This is a genomic window from Neiella marina (genome assembly GCF_002165625.1).
GTDB classification, from domain to species: domain Bacteria; phylum Pseudomonadota; class Gammaproteobacteria; order Enterobacterales; family Neiellaceae; genus Neiella; species Neiella marina.
In genome coordinates this window covers 54,591-75,399 of record NZ_NGNS01000023.1, presented here as the reverse complement: position 1 = coordinate 75,399, position 20,809 = coordinate 54,591, and the positions used below count along the sequence as shown (strand labels likewise).

Below are 20,809 nucleotides of genomic sequence, written 5' to 3'. Positions count from 1 at the left end.
AGATTACCCTATCAGCAGCGCAGATATACGGTGGGCTATCGGGCACTACATCAAGCAAATTCACCAAACAGGGATGCCAGAATTATGAGGGGATCCCCCAGCGCCTCGTTAAGGGGCGAGAAATAGTTGGCTAAAATGTGAAGCGAAGCGGAACCGAGCCAACTGTTACGAGTCCCGCTTGAACGACTTGTTAGGTTTAATATTTACAGTCTGATTTAAGATCCTCAATATTTTCATTTTTGACAATGCGTTCAATTAACTCGTTTGTGTTGGTAGGTACAGTTGTGTCAGGAACTTCACGGATATGGTCAAGAGATAGACGACTGCAAATTGATAAACGGTACTGATAACCGCCTAACTTAGACGTATCACAAGAGGCACTAATATCATTTTTTTTAGTTTTTAAGCATTCTCGATATTGAATGAATAACTTCAATGCTTTCATATGAACCATATCGCCTTTATAAAGCATGAAATCACTAGATAAAAACAAATCTAGTTTATCAAGCTTATTTTCAAACACTTTGGTATCAAAGTTATCACTTTTACTATATTCAGACAAAAATGCGGTTTGACGGAGTAGATCTTGATATACAACTTTCGCTTCTTTGTATCTTAAATCTCGCCACTTTAAATCATGGTCATAAAAATATTGATAATAACCTATGGCTCCTGTAATAAATGTTCCAAGGATAGCGAAAAATACTTTCATGTAGCAGGTTACTCCTTTTAAACCTAACGCTTATTAGGTATACCGAGTCCGTACTATCCAGATAGGGAGGACTGTATACCTATTTTGATAATGGGGATGTTGTCGGAGAGTGTTCGCCTATGTCCTTTAGGCTTGGCATCAGCAGAATGCTCTAACCGATTGATTCCCTTCGTGTCACTGAATATATCCTGTTGGTCGCTAAAAATCAGCGACTCAGCTCAAATTGGGTCCGATTTCACTGAAATGTGCTGGTACTGATTTATATACAGTATTTCTGCGGCACTTGGTTTTGACGTGTGTAAACAAGCCGTTCCAAAAGTTGGGAGTGATGCTTTGAGCGTTGGTAGTCAGGAAAGATGTGTCTAAAGGCATAAAGCCGACTTGTGTTGCTATCTTCAAGTCGGCTTTATGCAAGCGGGTGTTGCAGTTAGCGCAGTTAGTTAATCTTCAGATGCTCTACCGTTGTTTGCGCGTATATCTCTGAACCATTCGACGAGCTGAATACTGGTTCAATGGCGTAGTAGTGGCCGCTAGGCAGTTGTGCCGTTGGTTTTACGCCTGTTAGTGAGAGGGTAAATTGGCTCTGGCCTGCGTACTTTTTGTCATCTTCAGTGGTTGTTTTATCCGTTGCTGAAGCCACGATTCGCACCAGACCGCTATTGTTCTTCTCCACTAGGTTGACTGTCACGCCTTCGAATTTGCCGCTATCAACGAAGTATTCGCTACCGCCATGGTAGGCCACTGTCAAGCTCAGTTCACCATTGGTGGTGTAGCTGGTTGATTGCAATTGTTGCGGTTGTTCTAGCCAAACCGATGGCAGTGCTTGCCATGTTTTGACGTACTCAATTTGCATCCGAGCTTTGTCTGGGAATCCTTCGGTGATGATCTTGTTGGGGTTCGGATCGGCGCGCTGGCAATTGCCGTTGTATTTGATGAGGTGACGTCGCAGCCCCTGTGAAAAGATCACATGCATCGGCCGGTGCCACCACTTGTTGGGTTTCGAGCCAATCTCCACACCATCCACATACCAAGTAATTTTGTCGGGACGGTTCTCAACCGCATAGGTATGAAAGTCTAACCGCGGATCAAACGGCACTCGATAGTGTAGCAGCTGTGCTTCGCGGTTTGGTTTCGGGCGCTTCCAGACAATGCGGCCGTTTTCTTCAACGCGGGCATGAAGGTTATGGTCCATGTCGAATTGGTCATCAACATCCGTTGGGCTGCGCCAATCAGCTTGTTGCAACTCAACAACGTCGATTTCACTGTAGTCAACGTATTGCCCTGGTTCATTGCGATCGGGGTAAGGGTGGCCATCGCTATAGAGCCAAAACGCAGGGCTTAATCCTGGAAAGATCTCAACCCCTTTTATTTTTGCTTCATAGAAGCCGTAGACGCCCTCGGCACTCGAACGTACTGCACCTGACTTGTAGTAGAGTTCGCGTTGCACTGTTTTGGCTGAGCCGCCGGCAACGCCATCCCAACAACTGTCGTGAAATGGTCGAGAGTGAGTTTCTTGGGTCGTTTCAATCACCAGTTTGCCATCGTTGACATAAGCGTTTGGTTTGGCAAAGGTCCAAGCGCCGACATTAAGGCTTGCTGGCGCGTTTTCCCATTTGTTTTCATCGAGCGCACCACTCTCAAAATCATCACTTCGGTTGTCTTGCTGTTGCCAGCGAATTTGGCCCGCTTCAAAGCCATTGGGCTGAGTCACCTCTGCTGAGGCTGAGGCAGCGACAAACAGTAGAGGAGTCAGTAAGCGAATGAAGGGTGGCTTGTTCAGTAGACTTTGCGGCATCGTTATCGTTCTTCTCGTCGAGTCATGAGTTGTGGATAACCGTTACAGTAACACAGTTACGTGATATGTGATCAAACGTATGATGTTTATGTGAGGTGGATTTCTGATCCATGCAGCGGTTTGTATCACTGATAATAATCGGGCCGCTGATGCGGCCCGATTGAATTGACGATTGTTGATAAGGCAATCGTTATTTCACAGTGATTGTGATGGTGTCGGTTTTACCGAGGTTTTTAGTCTTCACGGTAATGACCGCAGTGCCGGCTTTTTTCGCTGTTACTACGCCGCTTGAGTTGACGATCGCAGCATTCTTGTTGCTGGTACTGTAGGTCACATTTTTGTTGCTAGCGCATGCCGGAAGAACCGTTGGTGACAGCGTCACTGTTTCACCCGGCGACAAGGTGGTTTTGGGCGCTGACAAAGATACCGATGAGACAGCTACCCAACTGCCATCGCAGCTGCCAGTATCACCGCCATTGTCACCACCATTATCACCACCCGAGCCAGAGCCCGCGGTAACAGTGATTGTACTGCTATCGGTGTAGGTGCCATCGTTGGTCGTGACTGTCACTAGGGTTTGTCCCGCTTTCTTACCGGTAACGACACCCGAATCACTGACTGACGCAATTGAGCTATCGTCAGAGTAGTAGTACACCGATGGATTCGTCGCGTTGTATGGGCTGACGGTTGGTGTCAGTTGCTTAGTGGCATTCACTTCTACCGACAACGAGCTAGGTGCCAGTGACACGCCAGTGACTGCGACGTTGCCGCCACCGTTATTGGAGCCGGTAATGTTGATATTGGCCACTGCGCTTTGAGCGTAAACGGTAGAACCATTCGATGACTTAAACACAGGTGCTAGGGCGTAATAGTGGCCGTTAGGTAGTTGTGCTGTTGGCGTTACACCGCTAAGACCAATGTTTAAGGTGGTATCACCAGCGTATTTTTTGTCGTCGTTGGTGGTGGTTGGATCATTGACCGATTTCACCACGCGCACCAAACCACTGGCATTTTTCTCGATTAGATTGAGCGTAATACCGTTGTAATTGCCGCTGTCGACATAGTCATCGCTACCGCCGTGATACGACACTTTAACCTGCAGGTTGCCACCTGTTGGGTAGTTGGTTGACTGGTATTGGCTTGGGTTTTCAATCCAAACTGAAGGCAGCGCTTTCCAAGTTTTAACGTACTCAATTTGCATACGCGCTTTTTCTGGGAAGCCTTGCGAGATGACGTTATCAGGATTTGGATCGGCACGCTGACACGCCGAGTTGTATTTGATCAGGTGGCGGCGTAAACCTTGCGAAAAGATCAAGTGCATTGGCCGATGCCACCATTTATTGGGTTTGGAACCAACTTCGACGCCATCGACATACCAAGTGATTTTGTCTGGGCGGTTCTCAACGGCATAGGTGTGGAAATCGAGTCCTGGATCAAATGGTGCTCGGTAGTGAAGCAACTGTGCCTCTGGATTTGGTTTTGGTCGCTTCCAGACGATTTGACCGTTTTCTTCAACCCGCGCATGGAGGTTGTGGTCCATATCAAACTGGTCATCAAAATCTGTTGGGCTGCGCCAATCGGCTTGCTGTAGTTCGACGATGTCAATTTCACTGTAGTCGACGTACTGGCCGGGTTCATTGCGATCTGGGAATGGGTGGCCATCGCTGTAAAGCCAAAATGCTGGACTCAAACCAGGAAAAATATCGACGCCCTTGATCTTGGCTTCATAGAAGCCGTAAACGCCCTCAACGCTTGAACGAACGGCGCCTGACTTGTAAAACAGTTTACGTTGCACGGTTTGTGATGAACCGCCAGCAACGCCATCCCAACAGCTGTCTTGAAATGATCGAGTATGGGTTTCCTGAGTGGTCTCAATAATTAATCGACCGTTGTTGACATAGGCATTGGGTTGGGCAAACGTCCACGCGCCAACGTTCAAGCTAGCAGGCGCATTTTGCCACTTGCTAGGATTGAGCGAGCCGCTTTCAAAGTCGTCTGTTCGATTGCCTTGTTCTTGCCAGCGAACTTGGCCACCCTGAAATCCTGTAGGCCTAATCACTTCCGCATTCAGCGAGCCGGTGATGGCCATTAATAATGGTGTAATGAGTATACTTTTATGCATCGTTTTGGTTCTTAATTTTCTGTTTTTGTTGTGTATTTTGCTCTGAAACCATCAGTCTCGATTTGGCTGTCAGCAGATCACTGGTGGCGCAGCCAACGAGGCTGAGTGCGTACTCGTTATCAGAGCGTTTCTGGTTGTTATTGAAGCGAGCAAATGCGCTATTGCATTCGCCCAAACAGACGGTACCGAGGAATGAGCGCTTTGTTAATGGGTTGTGATGTTTATATTTGTGTTATGTGATCAAAGGTAGGATGTTTTATTTTGCTTGCTTAATTTTCACTTGATTGATGATCTGAAAGGCAATCTGCCCAATTTGATAAAACGCAACCATTCTGCACAAAAAACAACCAATGCTTATACTTGTGAAGTCTGGCTATGTCATCACAGTGCTGCGGGTGCTGGGTGATATGGCATATCGAGTTAAAGGTTATTGTGCTGGCAAGGTGCCGAGCCAATTGAACAAGGAATAAGCGATGGAATTGCTCGACTCAGGAAAAATAAACAACAAAGTGAAGGTGATGACCATAGTCACTGCGCTTATCGTACACATAGTGCTGGCTGCTTTTACCGCCGGATTATCGATAATCCTGCTGTTGGTCACAGGCATTATCACCAACGTGTTGGTCAACAAAGAAGTGTCCGCTATGTCGGCAAGTTCTAACACATTCAAAAAGAACTTTCCTTTTCGCTACTACGGCGAGGTGTTTGGTAGTTTCCAGCATGTGTTTTATCACCAAAATTCAATGGCTGATTCACTTTACCAAGCCATTGCCGAGCGGCTTTCTGCCACAACTCCGGTGGGGGCATTGGAGGAAGTTAAGATTGCTGACATTGATTCCGATTTAGCCGAATCTGAAGCGCGCACCTTTTTGCGCGCTAGTTCGCAAACCACATCCAGAGGGACGGCGATTACGCTGGTGTTGAATCAATCGAGTTTTGGCAAAATGCATTCGATAGAGTGGCGGGTGCTGTGTGGCGGCTTTATTGATCGCGATAAAAAGTTCAGCTTGATTGCCTATTCGCCGCTGACGTTTTGGTTTTGGATCTCGGCGTATATCAAGAAAACCCATGATTTGCTTGGTGGCATTAGAACCATCTATCCGGCGTCCTACAATGAAATGGACATTATCACTCAGATTCGCTGCATTCATGATGCCGTGTTCAATGCCATGATCGATGAGCTGGAGCAAAACGGTATTGATACTAGCGAATTGAAAGCGCAGAAAATGCAGGTGATGAACATCAGTATCTCCGGTGGCAAGGTATCGATGGGCAATGTGGTGCAAGGGGCGATGAATAAGGTGACCAGCGTCGCCAAGGGAGCGAAGGCATGAGCAAAGGAACAATCAATATCTCGGTATCAGGTGGCAGTAATGACTTTGGTAATATTGTTCAAGGTGATAACAACACCATTTCATACTCATGTCAGAAAGCCGTTGAGTCATTTGATCACGAGCTTCGAGAATTGCTTAGCCAACAAAGTATCAGCCAAACTCAATATGATGCGTTGAAGCAAGACGTTGACGCCTTAGTTGCGGCCAATGACAAACCCACATGGGCCGAGGGTGCCAAAGCATTATATGAAAAGTACGAGTGGGCGTTAGCGCCGTTGCAGAAGCTATTCAGTGTGTTGCTAATTTAGTGATTATCCGAATAAAGAAATGGGCTCGCGATGAGCCCTTTTTGATGATTGCTGTTGCCGAGTTTAGTTATTCGACCGCTTCAACATAGTTCCAGCGATCATCACTACACTCAGCGGCACCATCGGCAACATAGTATGGGCATACTCGTGCTGTTGGGGTGTGAGCATCAACCGTTGGCAGGTTGGTGGCTGGGAAGTTCACCATATTGAGGCCAATGACATTAATGTTGAAGTGGTAGTCAACATCCGGTTCATTCAGGTCAAAGACGCCACCAAGCGACGGCCCCATATAGATTTGACCCGGCTTGTCCCACTGCGACTCAGCGGCAATACAGACGTTGTCACAACTCGGGTTGGTATCGGCAAAGTAACCCAGCTGATTTTGCTTCAAATGGGCATTGGTGCCGTTATTCACCGTGACATTGTAGACATATGATTCCTCAAACCAACCCGGCTTCAAGCCAGTCCGCTGATGCACGGCGTCCAAGCACTCTGGGCGATGATTAATCCGTGCTGCCCACTGATTGGTGCCGCGCGAGTAGGGCTGAGCGGAGCAATTGTCGCCATAAAGCTCATTGACTTTATCTTTCCAGCTATTGCGAGTGTATGCCTCTCCCGCAGGGCTGAATACTTCGACAAAACCATCATCAACCCGAACCGCAAAGCCACAACCGTTGGCGGTAACGCCATTGACTTGCACCGAACCGTTCTGCTGGAAGTGAGGGCCAAACATCACCGGCGCCAAGCAATCGGTGCCTCGGATATCTTCAGCAAAGATATCGCGGATGCCACCTTTGCCATACTCCTTCATCGTCAGGTTGTCGGTTTCCATCCGCAGGGTAATACCGCCTTGGCTATGCAGGTCGCGGAACAGAATGTTGTCAGCGCCATACATTTGCACCAAGCCGTAACCAAACAGTGAGTTGGATTGGCTGACCTTCTCAATGATGCCGGAGACCGGCCAGTGGATATCATTGTCTCGCTCGGTGATACCGACTAAGAACGAGGCGAAGATCGATTTGCGATCGGCAATGCTGAAGTTGGAGAACTTGAAGTTTTCAATGTCGCCCATTTTGAATACCGCGGTGCGGATATTCGGCGCATCGGTCAAATCAATGCTAAAGCCATTGCCTTGGCCAACAAAGCTGAAGTTTTCGACTTTGCCATCATTGCCATTGCCCATTTCGAACATCCAGACGTTGTAACCACCGCCTGCAGCCATATGGAATACCGCACCTTCGGCCATTTCCATGTGGACATTCGACTTGAACTTCAAACTGCGAACATAGTAGTCACCGGCGGGCACCAAGATCTTGCCACTGTCACCTGCGCTAAGCAGGTTGGCCACTGAATCAATTGCTGTTTGCATCGCGGCAGTATCATCTGCGCCGGAAGGAACAAAGCCCAAGTCAGCGACTAAGTCTTGCACCACTGCAAAGGATGTTGGCTCGACATAGAAGTCGCTGTCGACCACTGCCAGCGGCTCTGGGCGGTCAGTTTGGGTGTAAGTTCCGCTACCATCATGGAAGCCATAGTCATGCTCAGGTTCTTCTGGCACCACCGATTGAGCAAATTCATTGTCTCCAATCAGTTGGTAGTCATCGATAATCACTTTATCGCCAACTTCCAAGCCACCGAAGAAGAATGATGGCAGCACATCAACGATGTCGGCGCCACTGGCCAGCTTCCAACTATCGGGAACAATGAAGGTTTGCGAGTTGGTGTTGGCATCGACAAAGGTCACTTGCTGCCATTGACCGAAGTCACTGGCACTGACACTGGCAGTGTAATCAGCGGTGACCGCTTGGGCTGCAGCAACTTTGTCAAACTTGTTGGAGCCACTGATATTCCACGGTAACAAGTGATGCTTGATGATGACATCGTCGGTGCCTTCATTGCCCGGTGCTTTTTCAACTTTCACGCGCAGCGTGACCGACTGAATTTCAGTACCGACTTTGCCTCCGCCAAATTCGCCACTCCAAGGGTTAGAAGCGCCCCATTTGTGCCACAGCAGCGAGTGATTGCCAATGAAAGTACCGGCATTGATATCGGTAAAGGACACAGCTTTGCTGCCCTCGTAGCCGCTACCATCTTCCAAGGTGTAACTGCCGAAGCCGTTAGCGATAAAGCCCCAGCCGCCATTTTGAGCAATGGTTGCCGCTTCAAAATCATAATCGATGGTGAAGTCGGTAGGGATTGGCAAAGGCTCGCCAACAACAGAGGTAGCTTGGTACTCATCAATGTAGATCTTGTCGCCCACTTCAGTGTTAGCAAACTTGAATTCAGGGTAGATCTGCAGTTCATTGCCGGCAATGGCGTGGAACCAAGTTGATGGAATGGTGAAGTCAATTCCGTCGCTACCATCAATCACAAAGTCGACTTTGACCCAGTCAGAACTACCAGCAGGAATGGTGCCTACCAGTTTCGGCGACGCGGCAATACCGGCTGGGTAGTTGACGCTCTTATTGCCAACCTCCAAACCATATGGAATGAGGTAGTGGATGAGCTCAATGTCTTTTTCCGTCACCAAGTCGGTTTTAACCCATAGCGACACCGTTTTGATGGTATGACCGTGGTTCATGAACATTTGGGTAAATGGGTTGCCATTCCAGTCCTGCAGTAACACACCATTTTGTTCAGGGTTAATATTGACGTGGGAGTCGGTGTAAGACAGTGCCGAGCCAGCTTTACCTGAGCCGCTTTCAAACGCCATAACGCCGCGATCAAGCACCGAGTAAATCCAACCTTGTTCACCTTGGCTGGCAGTCGTTTCATTGACATCAAAGTTGTAGCTAAAGGACAGGTTGTCACCAAGGTTAAAGGCACCATTAGCGCCGGTTGCACCGGTCAGCGTGCTGGTGAGGGCACTGGTATCGTTGCCGCCAGAACCGCCAGAGCTACCACCTGAACTACCGCCGTCATCGTCTACTGGTTCACAGCAGGGATCAACCAAGGGTTGGTTGCCAATGAGGTAATTATCAAAGTAAACCTTGTCGCCAACTTCAAGGCCTGCAAATAGAAATTGCGGATAAACCTGAATAGGCGAAGTGCCGTCAAAGTGCTTCCAAGTCTCGGGAATAGTGAACTGACGTTGACCGGTCTTGCTATCAACAAATTCGACTTGCACCCAAGTGTTGTTAGCTGAGGCCGGAATGATCATTTCGTACTCAGGGCCCACAGCAATGCCAGCATTGATTTGCTTGCCTTTGGTGTCATCAATGAGCGGATAAGGCACCAGGTTGTGGCGCACGGTGACGTTGCCTGCGGTGGCTTTCTCAACTTTTACCCAGAGCGATACTGAGTTTAGGGTTTTGCCAACCGCATCCGCTAAAAAGTCAGTCCATGGGTTGATGTTGTCTTGATTGGTTCGGTTGTTAAAACGAACGCCGTTTTGGCTAATGTTGACGTTGGTGCTGGTGTCTTCGTAGGCCATTACCGCAGAACCATCTGCGCCGACACCCTCGACAAAGGCCATGACACCACGATTCTTGGTTGGGTAAACCCAGCCCTCCCAATTGTTGTTTTCGGTTTGGATCTGATTGACGTTGAAGTTATAGCTAAACTCACCGTCAGCAACTGGGTTGCTGGTTGATGGCTCATCATTATCGTCACCACCGCCACTGGCATCGCCAACGGAGCCATCTAGCATGACATCGGCACCGCTCAACTGGTAGTCATCGATATAAACTTTATCGCCTTGGGCTAAGCCACCAAAGGTAAATTGCGGGTAGACCTGAATATCCGAACTACCATCAAAATGAGCCCAACTGTATGGAATGGTGAATTCAGTTGAGCCTGAGTTGCCATCAACAAATTCAATATCAACCCATTTGCCATTGTCTGATGCAGGAATGACCGCAGCATACTTTGGCCCCGCGGCAATACCAGCATTGATTTGATCGCCTTTCACTCCGTCTACGAGTGGGTAAGGGATCAAGTTATGGTAAACGGTGACATCACCCGGTGTTGCTTTTTCGACCCGCACTTTCACTGAAGTTTTGTGAATGGTTTTGCCTTGGGCAAATGCTAAGGCGTCAAACCACGGGTTGATGTTTGGCTGATTGGTGCGATTGTTAAACCGAATACCATGCTGTGATGCGGTGCTATTGCTGCTGGTATCTTCAAAAGCATAGGCGCCGGAACCATCGTCACCGGCTCCTGCGGCAAACGACATGACGCCGCGATTTGCCGTTGGGTAAACCCAGCCTTCCCAGTTGTTGTTGTCGGTTTGAATATCGGCAGCGCTATCAAAGTCGTAACTCAGTTCAAAGGCGCCGGGTAATTGTGGTGCCACCAGTTGTTGTAGCTCGATGGCGTAAGAGAAGGCCGCACGCTTGGGCTCGAAGTAGATTTTGTTGCGATCACCGAGCGCTTCGACCGTTACATATGGGTTGGCATTGGCGTCAGTGCCGTCGGCGCCAATGACCTCATGGCTATTGTCTTTAACAACCAATCTCAGTTGCTCGGACAGGGCTGATGCATCATCGATGACAATGTCGTTGTAAGTAAAATAACCGACGCCGCGCTCCATGTAGATGCGGCTTTTTTCAATATTGGCTTGATCAACAATGACCCAGGAGCCATCAGTTTGTGCCATTGCGTTAAAAGGTAATAGGCTTGAGCTAGCAATCATTGCTAAGGTCACTAGTGCTCGAGAACTGCGCCCGACCTCGTTGACAGATATGTGTTTGGTATGACAACCAATCATGATCCAGTCTCCATTTGAATCTGGGATGCAACAATCAACGATTGCTGATTGTTGGTCGTTCGTTGGTGGCTTTGCCGATGCTTATTTGGCAGCCACTAACGTCGTTGTTGTCCGGCGAGATAGGGAGCGATGGCCCAGTGCCAGCAGGGCTAGCGAAAACAGTGCCACAGAGGACGGTTCAGGAACGGCGGCCGCGGTCTTGGTGCTAATGGCGATGTCAGAGACGGTTAGATAGTCGTTGAAATAGTTGAAATCCCAATCCTCAAAACCAAATCTGAGTTCAACCAGGTCGTTGACGTTCAAGCGACTGAAATCAAAGCTAAGGCCGTCACTGGGATCGAGAAAGTCGTGCAGTAATGCGCCACCCGACCACAGACCAATATTCACTGGTTCGTAATCGGCTGACGTTGCAAAATCGTAGGCCAATGACAATTGGTCATAGTCGGCGTCAACAGCAAATGTTTGAAACAGGTAGCCGCCGGCCCAGAAATCTGTTGCCATGATAGTGGCGCTGCCAGCGGCGCTATCGAATGAGAATACGTCTGAACTGAGGACATCGACTGGAAACTCGCCACCGAAGCCATCGGCAACCACACCGTTCCAACCAAAGTCAGCCATACCTGTGTCAAAGCCAACGTTAATCAAGCCCGCACATGCAGAGCTCGATAGCAGTAAACCTGTCGTTAATGCAGCCCCTTGGAGCAGGCGGCCACAGTGTAAATTTGAAAACATGATTTTTCCCTACCACGTGTTATGTCAGGCGATTACTTGGTTGTTCAGCAGTAATCGACCTCCCAATTTGAAGTCGCTTGAGCACGGTCGACGCCGTGCTTTAATTATTGAGTTTGATTGGTTAAGAGAACTCGGCTGTGGCGATGGGGAGTCACCACAACCGAGTGCTTTTTGACCAATCGAAAGCGAACAAATTGTTGCATTAATGTAAACATCATACTTTTATCTTGATCTCATATTTTTGGCTGTTTTGCTAAGTCGGTGTAAAAGTTTTTGACACCATTAGGGCCAAATGTCGACTGTGACGTTGCGCTTACAAGGGCAGGTATCGGTCACGGCAAATAAGGTGTTATTGCCGTGACCTGCAAGGTTACTGAACGATTAATGACATGCTTTAGGAAGGGAAAAGTTTGGACACATAGGTGTCGTTGATAGCGTCACCGATTGCGGTTGCTGAGATTTAAATCCGAGTGTTGTTACATCGGTGATGTCAACTTGGTAGCTGCCCATGGTGCCGTCGGAATTGTCCCACACTGCAGCAACGGCAGGGCCATGATACTCCGAACCTGTGGCTCCCGGGCGACAGACCTTTTTCAGATCTGCGCAGGGTAGGTAACGCAAGAACTCTTGTTTCAAATGGGCTTTGTCGCCAGCTTCAACGGTTATCCCGGTGACTGTCGAAGATTGGTAGGAGCCCGGTTTTAACCCTGTTTTAGCATGAACGACATCGCCAAACTGACCTTTGATACGAGCCGCCCAACGAGTATCGCCGTTGCCACGTTTATAGATATGAGAAATGGATCCCTGACCAATCAAGGTTTCGACTTCAGTAATCCAGCTGGCTTTACTTTGACCCACAGCGCTAAACAGTTCGACGTAACCTTGGTCAATCCGCACGGCAAACGAGCAGCCTTTGGCATGGACGCCATCGACATGAACTGCGCCGTTGTCCATAAAATGAGGAGAGAACATCACCGCAGCTAGACCATTTTCACAACCGACATTACGAGCATAGATATTGCGGATGCCGCCCTTACCGGTTTTTTTCATCATCAGGTTGTCGGTTTCTAATCGCAATGCCACGCCACCCTCACTGTAGACGTTATCAAACAGAATGTTGTCGGCGGCATAGGTTTGAATCAAACCATAGCCGATGAACGCATTGAGGTTTCTGGCATCTTGAATCACACCATTGGTTGGCCAGCCATAGTTGCCCTTGTACTTGGCGAGGGACACCAAGATCGACGCAAAAATGGTTCGGTTGTCTTGAATCTCAAAATTAGCCAGTTTGAAGTTGTTGATATTGCCCAGATCGAATACTGCAATCTTGTTATCGTCCGTAGCCGCTAGATTGACTCGAAAGCCGTCGCCTGTGCCGATCACACTGACATTTTCAATGGCCGGGCTATTGTTGCTGCCGAATTTAAAGATACGGTGGTTGCGACCATCATTGCGAAAGGTGGGATAAATTGTTGCCCCTTGTTGGATTTCCAATTGCACATTGGACTTTAACTTGATCTCCAGCAAGTAGTAGTCGCCGGCAGGAATAATCAGCTTACCGCCTGCAGGCAAGGCACTGAGGTCATTAATCGCAGCTTGTAGAAGGGCGGAATCATCCAGTTGATCGAGGTTATTAACGCCATAGTCAGTGACCAAATTTCTGGTTTCAGATAACACTTCGGGTGGCTGGTAGAAATGTTGCTCGGGCAGGTTTTTACTCGATTGCTGCACGGTAGGTTGTGCAATCATTGTTGAATTGGGGTTGCCTGAGCAGGCGATTGCGGCACAGGCCAGAATCACCGAGGTTACGGTTTGTATGGCGTTCTGCATGGTAATACCTCTGTCATGCGTTTTTTCTATCAGCGTGGGTACTCGTGAACAACGACTGTCACTATCGACTCAGCATAGGTTGATTATGATTGCTTCAAAACATCATATGAATATAAATGTGATACAAACAACAAAATAATAACAATGTTTTGATCCCCTTGATGGAGGTTTTCATACTGCTGGTTTCTTGTGCCGTGATGAAGTCAGTCGTTATGAAACGTAGAGAGTTTTTCAAAGCAGGTGTTGCCGGAGCGATGACTGCTGGCCTAGCGCCGTTTAGTGCCAATGCCAGTAGTGATTGCAGCCCTTTAAATTCGCGCAATCATGATCAATGGTTTGATATGAGTCAGGGCCAGTTTCGGCGCCCCGACCGACGTCAGACTCGGCAATACGATGTTGCTGTGATTGGTGGTGGTTTGGCTGGAATATGTGCTGCTGTTGCTGCCGCACGGAATGGTGCCAAGGTGGTGTTGGTGCAAGACCGACCTGTCCTTGGCGGCAATAGCTCAAGCGAAATGCGTGTCCATGTGCACGGCGTGAGCTTCTTGAGGCCAGACGGTAAACCTGAGCGTGAGACTGGCATTATCGAAGAGATTCTGTTGCTTAATCGCTTCATGAATCAGCAGGAATCCTTCCCCGTTTGGGACCATGTGCTGTACGAATTTGTTACCCGCGAACCGAATATAGAACTGATGTTAAATACTCAGGCTCTGCGTGCATATGTCAGTGGCAATGTCATTAAATCAGCTACCTGCTGGCAAGCAACAACCGAAACTGAATTTGAAATCAAAGCGAAGCAATTCATTGATTGCTCTGGCGATGGCTTACTCGCGGCTCAGGCGGGCGCGCAATATCGTACTGGTCGAGAAGGCAAAAAAGAGTTCAATGAGCAGTATGCGCCGGATCAAGCTGATGGTTGGCAGATGGGCGCGACACTGCTGATGTCATCCGTTGATATGGGCCAGCCCATGCCATTCGAGCCGCCGTCATACACCATCAAATATGAAGCCGAGAAATCGAATAAACGACGTAAGTTTGCTGGCTACGAAAATGGCATTTGGTGGATTGAAGTGGGGAGCGATGACGACATCATTGCTGAGTTTGAAAAAAATCGTCATACCTTAATGGGTTATTTGTATGGTGTGTGGGACTACATTAAGAATTCCGGCAAGTTTCCAGAAGCAGAAAACATGGCGCTGGATTGGGTTCAATCACTGCCTGGGCGCCGAGAGTCGCGCCGTTTTATCGGTGACTACATTCTCAGTGAGCCGGATTTGTTAAATCATAAACACTTTGATGATGCTGTGGCATACGGCGGCTGGTCGTTAGATGAACACAATCCGGGGGGCATTGAAAACCTCAATGATCCGCCAAGTTTCTTCCATGCCCATTTTCATCAGGTGTACCAAATTCCTTATCGCAGCCTGTATTCAAAAAACATCAATAATCTGTTGTTTGCAGGTCGCAACATTTCCCAAACCCATATCGCCTTGTCGTCTTCGCGGGTGATGGGAACTTGCTCGCTAATGGGGCAGGCGGTGGGAACTGCCGCTGCGATTTGTGTCGCTAATGATGTGTCGCCGCGCCAGATCTACACCGATTACCTAACACAGCTGCAGGAAAACTTATTGCGAGATGATTTATATATTCCCAAGCGTCCGGCCAACGATGAGGCCGATCTCGCTAGGCAAGCGGCGATTATTGTCGCTTCTTCAACTTCTACCGGCGATGCCCAATTGCTCACCAATGGTATTTCTCGCGATATCGATGGTCAGGTCAATCACTGGATGTCGCGCGGTTTGCCTGCCGATGTGGTGTTTGAATGGCAGCAACCGGTTGAGTTAAGCAACGTTGAGATCAAGTGCGATACCAACACCAAGCGCAATATCATGATGCTCAAGGAATCCAAGAATGATGATGTCTTTATCAATGCTGTGCCACCAGAACTACTCAAGCAATTGCAGCTTGAAGCGCGAGTGAATGGTCGTTGGCAGCGGCTGGCAGTGGTCACAAACAATCGCACTCGGTTGATCAAGTTTACCTTTGAACCACTGACAACAACCGCGATTAGGATTCGCCTAGAACAAACCTATGGTGCGCCAAATGGCAAGCTGTTTGAAGTTCGGGCATACCAAGCCTGATGTCTATTGGCATCATGTTCGGCCAATTTGCTGGCTGCTTTTCGGCTGTTCGACGCCGGGCAATGGTGGCGGCTTTAATCGTTGCTGGTGGCGCTGTACCGGCTTGCCAGTGGCCCACCACCGAACAATTTGATGTGGTGGTCAATCACCCCGGGATGAAGCCAGGGGAGTCAAAACTGCGTCAGCTTAACCGGCAGCAAAGCTGGTCTGGCGAGGTGCGTTTTTTTGTTGATGTGAATTCAGTGTTCTGTGGTGAAGGTATCTGCCGAGTTGATCCTGTCCGATTGTATTGGAATGAACTGGGACAGTACTTGGGGTATGAGTTGAGCCGGGGCGTAGCGCTTGAAAAAGCTGAAGGGATTGATTTTGATGCCGCCGATTATGACAAACTGGATGCCATTTTGGCGTTTGCTGATTCTGATTTAAAACACCTCACGCCCGAAAAATTGCTCAGTCGTCCGCGCGGTGATAGTGGCGCTGATGCCTTTTCCGGGGCGTCAGTGCTGGTGAATGAGAATCATGTGGTAAGCGGAGCAATTTGGACTTCCTATACCCTGTGGCACTGGGTGCATAGTGATTTAGTTGCTGCCATTCGTAACCATACTGCCGATTACCTCGGAGCAGACAAGGTGGTCGATTTAGTTCGCGCCGGTAACCGCCAACAGCAACTTTTTGCCATCGAGCAACTGCTGCGATTATCGAGGTTTGATGGCCAAGCGCAACAAGCGGTATTGGCGTTATCGCCGTCAGCCACCGGCGTATTGGCAGAGCATGTCATGATGTTTGCCGAGCAGTTAGCTGGGCAAGATTACTGGCAATTTGTCCAACGACTATTTCAGCGAGCTAATGACGACATTGTCAGTCAATTGCTAAGCACTTTGTTAGCGGCAAGACGAGTGGTGCCTGCAAATGTTGTTGACCAGTTAAGCGAGCAACTGGCTGTGACAGATAACCTGCAGCACATCTACTTGCTGCTCGATGTCATCCAGCGTCAGCCCAGTGCCCAGTCTATGAGTGCTGTGGCGGCACTGATCAACCATCCCAATTTTATCGTGTCACGGCGAGCCTACTGGAGTTTGGCCGATAGTGAGTTCGCCGCTGATTATCAAACCGAGCTGGAACATTTTCGTAATCAATACACCGACCGCCTTTGAGTGGATTGATGGCCATATAAATTTATTCGATTTGGATGTTGAAATGAAAAACCTATTGGCAGGATTGTTTGCCGCATTGGCAGTGACAGCATGCAGCTCTTCGCAACAAGCAACTTCAAACAACGATAACAAGGTGCAGCGGCCACATATTCTTTTTATTGCGATTGATGACATGCGCGCTGATGTGGGTTCTTTTGGTGTCGACTACGCCATAACACCGAATCTAGATGCGGTGGCTCAACGTGGCGTGCGGTTTGAGCGAGCCTACGTACAACAACCCATTTGTGGGCCATCTCGTGCAAGTTTGATGACAGGTGCGCGGCCTGACACTCTCGGGGTGACTCATAACTACGTTCATTTTCGCGACAACATTCCCGATATCCTGACCTTGCCACAGCACTTTATGAACAACGGCTATGAAACCATGTACTTTGGCAAGGTATTTCATGGTCACAACAGCATTCAAAAGGACGATGCCCATTCTTGGAGTCGTCAGCCGGTATCGATACCCGGACTGAAAAAGCCAGTGCGCTATGCGATACAACAAAACACAGATATCCAAGCCGCCAATAAAAAGGTCATGTTCGCCAAGTATGGGCAGCAAGCCAAATTTGGCCTAGGCAGCGGCCCTGCCTATGAACGGGCAGACGTCTCCGATAATACTTACCCAGATGGCCATTCCACCGATCTCGCGATCGCGACGTTAAACGATGCGCTGCAAACAACCGACAAGCCTTTGTTTATCGGACTTGGTTTTCACAAACCCCATTTGCCTTGGGTTGCTCCTGCTAAATACTGGGACATGTACGACCCGGCCGACATTCCGTTAGCTGAATATGACACGGCACCACAAGGCGGCGCAGCGATGGGGCTGCATGCTTCGTTTGAATTACGAACCTTTTACGGCATTCCAAAACAAGGGCCACTGGATGATGAACTGGCGAGGACCCTCAAACACGCTTATCTGGCAAGCATCAGTTATGTTGATGCCCAGATTGGCCGCATGATCGAAGCGATCGACAAGGCGGGTATCGCTGATAACACCATCATCATGATTTGGAGTGATCACGGCTGGCATCTGGGGGATATGGGCGTGTGGGGCAAGGCAACCAATTATGAGATTGCCACTCGAGTACCATTGATCGTGGTCACCCCCGATATGACAGCTAGCGTCACAGGCACATCGTCCAAAGCGCTGGTCGAGCTGGTGGATATGTACCCGACCTTAACAGAACTTGCTGGGCTGCCGCTGCCCGAGCACCTCGAGGGGCAAAGCTTTGTACCACTGCTGTCGCAACCTGATCAGCCTTGGAAGGCTGCGGTATTTAGCCAGTTTCCCAACTCTGCACTCAGAGAGTGGGGCGCTTTTCCACTTCGGCCGGGGATGCGCGAAACCTACTTTGGTCCGTTGATCACCGAAGTTGAAGGGCGCATTCAGCAGCAGTTTCCTGAGCGCTGGGACCGTGAGCTGTTTGAACACTATCTAATGGGCTATGCCATGCGCACGGAGCGCTATCGCCTTATTGTTTACCTTGATACGCGTGATGAGCAGCAGCAACCGTTGTTTGTTGAGTTGTACGATCATCAAACCGATCCCAATGAAACGATCAATATCGCTGAACAAAAGCCGAAATTAACCGCAAGACTGATTAAGCAGTTTCAAGCTGGCTGGCAAGGAAATTTGGCAAAGTAGCAAGCAAACAAAACAGTCAGATCTCTTGATTTTTCGAGGGATGTGAAAGGTTAAGTGGACGTTGAGTCTTGGCTTGAAAGTCCGAGGCTTTGAATGTCGTGAAGTATCAAAATAAAAGGAGCTTACGTTGAAAATATCAAACGCTATATTGGCCGTGGGATGTTGTTTATTCCTTGGGACTAAAGCAACTGTTGCAGAGGTTTCACAGGACACTGCAATCGATGCCGCTGTCAATGATTTCCTGGCCATACAGGAGACAGAAGGAAACCAAGTAGCAATAGAACAGTTGCTTCAATGCTACGCATCGGCAGTTGAAAATACTAACGAAGGCAAGCTCAAATACTGTATCGCTTTTGATTCTGCTCTGATTGAGTACTCATACGGTATCTATCTGGCGCTTGGCGACCTTGATTTGCAGCCTGAGCTGTCTCGAAGAGAAGTTGGCGCCAGCCGAATGATTGCCAATGCTAGAGCGGCTCATGTCGATAACCCAAGCCAATATGCCCAAGGCATATACAACCTAGCTGCGCAACGCCTTTTGGCGACTGTTAAAGCCAAATATCAATAAGTTAAGTGTTTGATAGTTATATTTTCTTGCTTGTCGTAAGGAGGTAACTTGCTTTTCGATAGTTAACCCCGCAAGAAGGCATTTGGACCTTTCTTGCGGAGTAACCATTGGCATTACTTTTCTTTCAATTCAAAGGTTTGATCAAATCGAGGCATGCCGTTAAGGCGCCATTGAGCAGCACTTTTGTGATTGTAGAAGAACGCTGGCTGTTGGTGTGACCAGCTCCATACTGACATTTTCGACACCATTTCGCGGATTGTGTCTGGGTACTGTTTGCTCAAGTCATGATCTTCTGCTGGATCGGCATCAACATCATACAAGCGCCATGGACCATTGTCGGTGCGAATGACCTTCAGGTTGTCACGGCGAGCGGCGACGTTGGTGTGGGCGTCCCAGTGGACCATGACATACAGGACATCACCAGGGCGAGCGCTGACGTCTTGTTGCACCGCAGGCAGAATGTCGACGCCATCGAGATCTTTGTCTTCGGCGATTTTAGCCCCTGCGAGTGTTGCCAAAGTTGGGAACATATCGAGCGATGACACCGGATGTTTGTATGTCTTGCCAGCTTTGAGCTGGGCAGGCCAGTGCATGAACATCGGGGTGCGGTAACCGCCTTCCTGAACACTGTTTTTGCCTTCTTTTAACGGGTAGTTGCTGGCACCCTGGTCGGTGCGGCCACCGTTATCGCTCATAAAGACAATCAAGGTATTGTCGTATTGCCCTGTCTCTTTGAGGGTTTTGACGACGTTGCTGATACCTCTATCAAGCGCCCAAACCATTCCCGCATAAGTTTTACGCTTCTTGTCTTTAATCTCAGGGAATAACGCCATGTCTTCTTCTTTCGCTTCTAACGGCGTGTGAGGTGCGTTGTAAGCAAGGTATAAGAAGAACGGCTCATCCTTTTTGCTGGCCTTTTCGATGAAGCTAGAGGCCTCACGCGATAATGCATCGGTTAGATACTCAGTTTCTCGGATCTCTTTGCCGTTGTACTGCATCGGGGCAAGGTATTGCCAAATGGCGCTATCAAGACCACGGTCTCGCGCCGCTTGGTACTTCTTGCGGTACTGTTCTGGGAAGTAGCTGTGGCCGCCAAACAAGAAGCCAAAGAATTCATCAAAGCCTCGTTGATTGGGGTGGTGTTCGTGCATTTCACCTAAGTGCCATTTACCGACGATACCTGTGTAGTAACCGGCATCTTGCAACACTTCACTGATGTAGCTTTCATCGGTCGGCAAACCCAAACCACCCGAATCTTTGGTCGCTGGCAGGTTAAACTGGGAGCCAAATTTGTGCGGGTAACGGCCGGTCATTAAGCCAGCTCGGCTTGGCCCGCAATAGGGGTGAACCACATAGGCAGAGGTAAAGACGGTGCCGTTTTCAGCCAATTCATCAATTGACGGTGTTTTTAAATCGGTTGCGCCGTTAAAGCCAACATCGGCATAACCTTGGTCGTCAGTCAGAATAAAAAGAATGTTCGGTCTTGAATCGGCTTGCCCTGCAACAGCTAGGTTTATACCGCATGACAGCAAACTGAACATGGCCAATAAGCCGAGTGACAAATGGTTTTTCATTAGAACTCCAAAAGTGATTCAGTGACAGCGCTTAAAACTGGAATCAATGTTGATGCAGTGTTGGTGAATGCAAGTTACACCGAGCTGACATCTATTTCAGTGATCATTGTAGATATTATTAATTTAAACATATGATGT

13 protein-coding genes are annotated in these 20,809 nt (G+C 48.7%); 6 read left to right on the top strand and 7 right to left on the bottom strand.

From position 1 onward, the window contains the following. Positions 1–196 precede the first annotated feature (196 nt). From CBE68_RS15535 to CBE68_RS15525, 3 genes are all read right to left on the bottom strand, one after another. Entirely contained in the window at positions 197–712 is a 516-nt protein-coding gene (locus CBE68_RS15535; RefSeq protein WP_087507017.1) for a hypothetical protein, read from the bottom strand. A 436-nt stretch (positions 713–1,148) separates the two neighbouring features. After that, positions 1,149–2,507: a family 16 glycosylhydrolase gene (locus CBE68_RS15530; RefSeq protein WP_087507016.1), complete on the bottom strand. Its 1,359-nt coding sequence runs from the start codon at positions 2,505–2,507 to the stop codon at positions 1,149–1,151. A gap of 190 nt (positions 2,508–2,697) precedes the next feature. After that, positions 2,698–4,629, bottom strand: coding sequence for an Ig-like domain-containing protein (locus CBE68_RS15525; protein ID WP_087507015.1), 1,932 nt, complete (start codon positions 4,627–4,629; stop codon positions 2,698–2,700). Positions 4,630–5,102: 473 nt separating this feature from the next. Here CBE68_RS15525 and CBE68_RS15515 point away from each other — a divergent pair, with 473 nt between their 5' ends. Both CBE68_RS15515 and CBE68_RS15510 read left to right on the top strand, forming a co-directional pair. Continuing rightward, positions 5,103–5,963 (top strand): hypothetical protein, encoded by an 861-nt coding sequence (locus CBE68_RS15515; protein ID WP_087507013.1) that lies wholly within the window; start codon positions 5,103–5,105, stop codon positions 5,961–5,963. Next, entirely contained in the window at positions 5,960–6,271 is a 312-nt protein-coding gene (locus CBE68_RS15510; RefSeq protein ID WP_087507012.1) for a hypothetical protein, read from the top strand. The genes CBE68_RS15515 and CBE68_RS15510 overlap by 4 nt, the downstream gene beginning before the upstream one ends. A gap of 67 nt (positions 6,272–6,338) precedes the next feature. Here the strand turns inward: CBE68_RS15510 and CBE68_RS15505 are convergent, their stop codons facing one another. The 3 genes from CBE68_RS15505 to CBE68_RS15495 form a co-directional block, all read right to left on the bottom strand. Continuing rightward, positions 6,339–10,979, bottom strand: a complete 4,641-nt coding sequence (locus tag CBE68_RS15505; protein WP_087507011.1) for a hypothetical protein — start codon at positions 10,977–10,979, stop codon at positions 6,339–6,341. Positions 10,980–11,060: 81 nt separating this feature from the next. After that, complete coding sequence (locus CBE68_RS15500) at positions 11,061–11,711, bottom strand: PEP-CTERM sorting domain-containing protein (RefSeq protein ID WP_087507010.1); 651 nt, start codon at positions 11,709–11,711, stop codon at positions 11,061–11,063. 381 nt (positions 11,712–12,092) lie between these two features. Further along, complete coding sequence (locus CBE68_RS15495; RefSeq protein ID WP_087507009.1) at positions 12,093–13,541, bottom strand: glycoside hydrolase family protein; 1,449 nt, start codon at positions 13,539–13,541, stop codon at positions 12,093–12,095. A 212-nt stretch (positions 13,542–13,753) separates the two neighbouring features. Here CBE68_RS15495 and CBE68_RS15490 point away from each other — a divergent pair, with 212 nt between their 5' ends. The 4 genes from CBE68_RS15490 (at position 13,754) to CBE68_RS15475 (ending at position 19,097) form a co-directional block, all read left to right on the top strand. Beyond that, positions 13,754–15,682: an FAD-dependent oxidoreductase gene (locus CBE68_RS15490; protein WP_087507019.1), complete on the top strand. Its 1,929-nt coding sequence runs from the start codon at positions 13,754–13,756 to the stop codon at positions 15,680–15,682. Continuing rightward, complete coding sequence (locus CBE68_RS15485) at positions 15,682–16,836, top strand: hypothetical protein (protein WP_087507008.1); 1,155 nt, start codon at positions 15,682–15,684, stop codon at positions 16,834–16,836. Before CBE68_RS15490 ends, CBE68_RS15485 begins: the two co-directional genes overlap by 1 nt. 43 nt (positions 16,837–16,879) lie before the next feature. Then, on the top strand, positions 16,880–18,529 hold the full coding sequence (locus tag CBE68_RS15480) for a sulfatase (protein WP_087507007.1): 1,650 nt from the start codon (positions 16,880–16,882) through the stop codon (positions 18,527–18,529). Positions 18,530–18,656: 127 nt separating this feature from the next. Next, positions 18,657–19,097, top strand: a complete 441-nt coding sequence (locus CBE68_RS15475) for a hypothetical protein (protein WP_143824591.1) — start codon at positions 18,657–18,659, stop codon at positions 19,095–19,097. A 113-nt stretch (positions 19,098–19,210) separates the two neighbouring features. Here the strand turns inward: CBE68_RS15475 and CBE68_RS15470 are convergent, their stop codons facing one another. Then, positions 19,211–20,671 carry a sulfatase-like hydrolase/transferase gene (locus tag CBE68_RS15470; protein ID WP_087507005.1) on the bottom strand — a complete coding sequence of 487 codons (1,461 nt, stop codon included), beginning with the start codon at positions 20,669–20,671 and terminating at the stop codon, positions 19,211–19,213. Between the last annotated feature and the right edge of the window lie 138 nt (positions 20,672–20,809).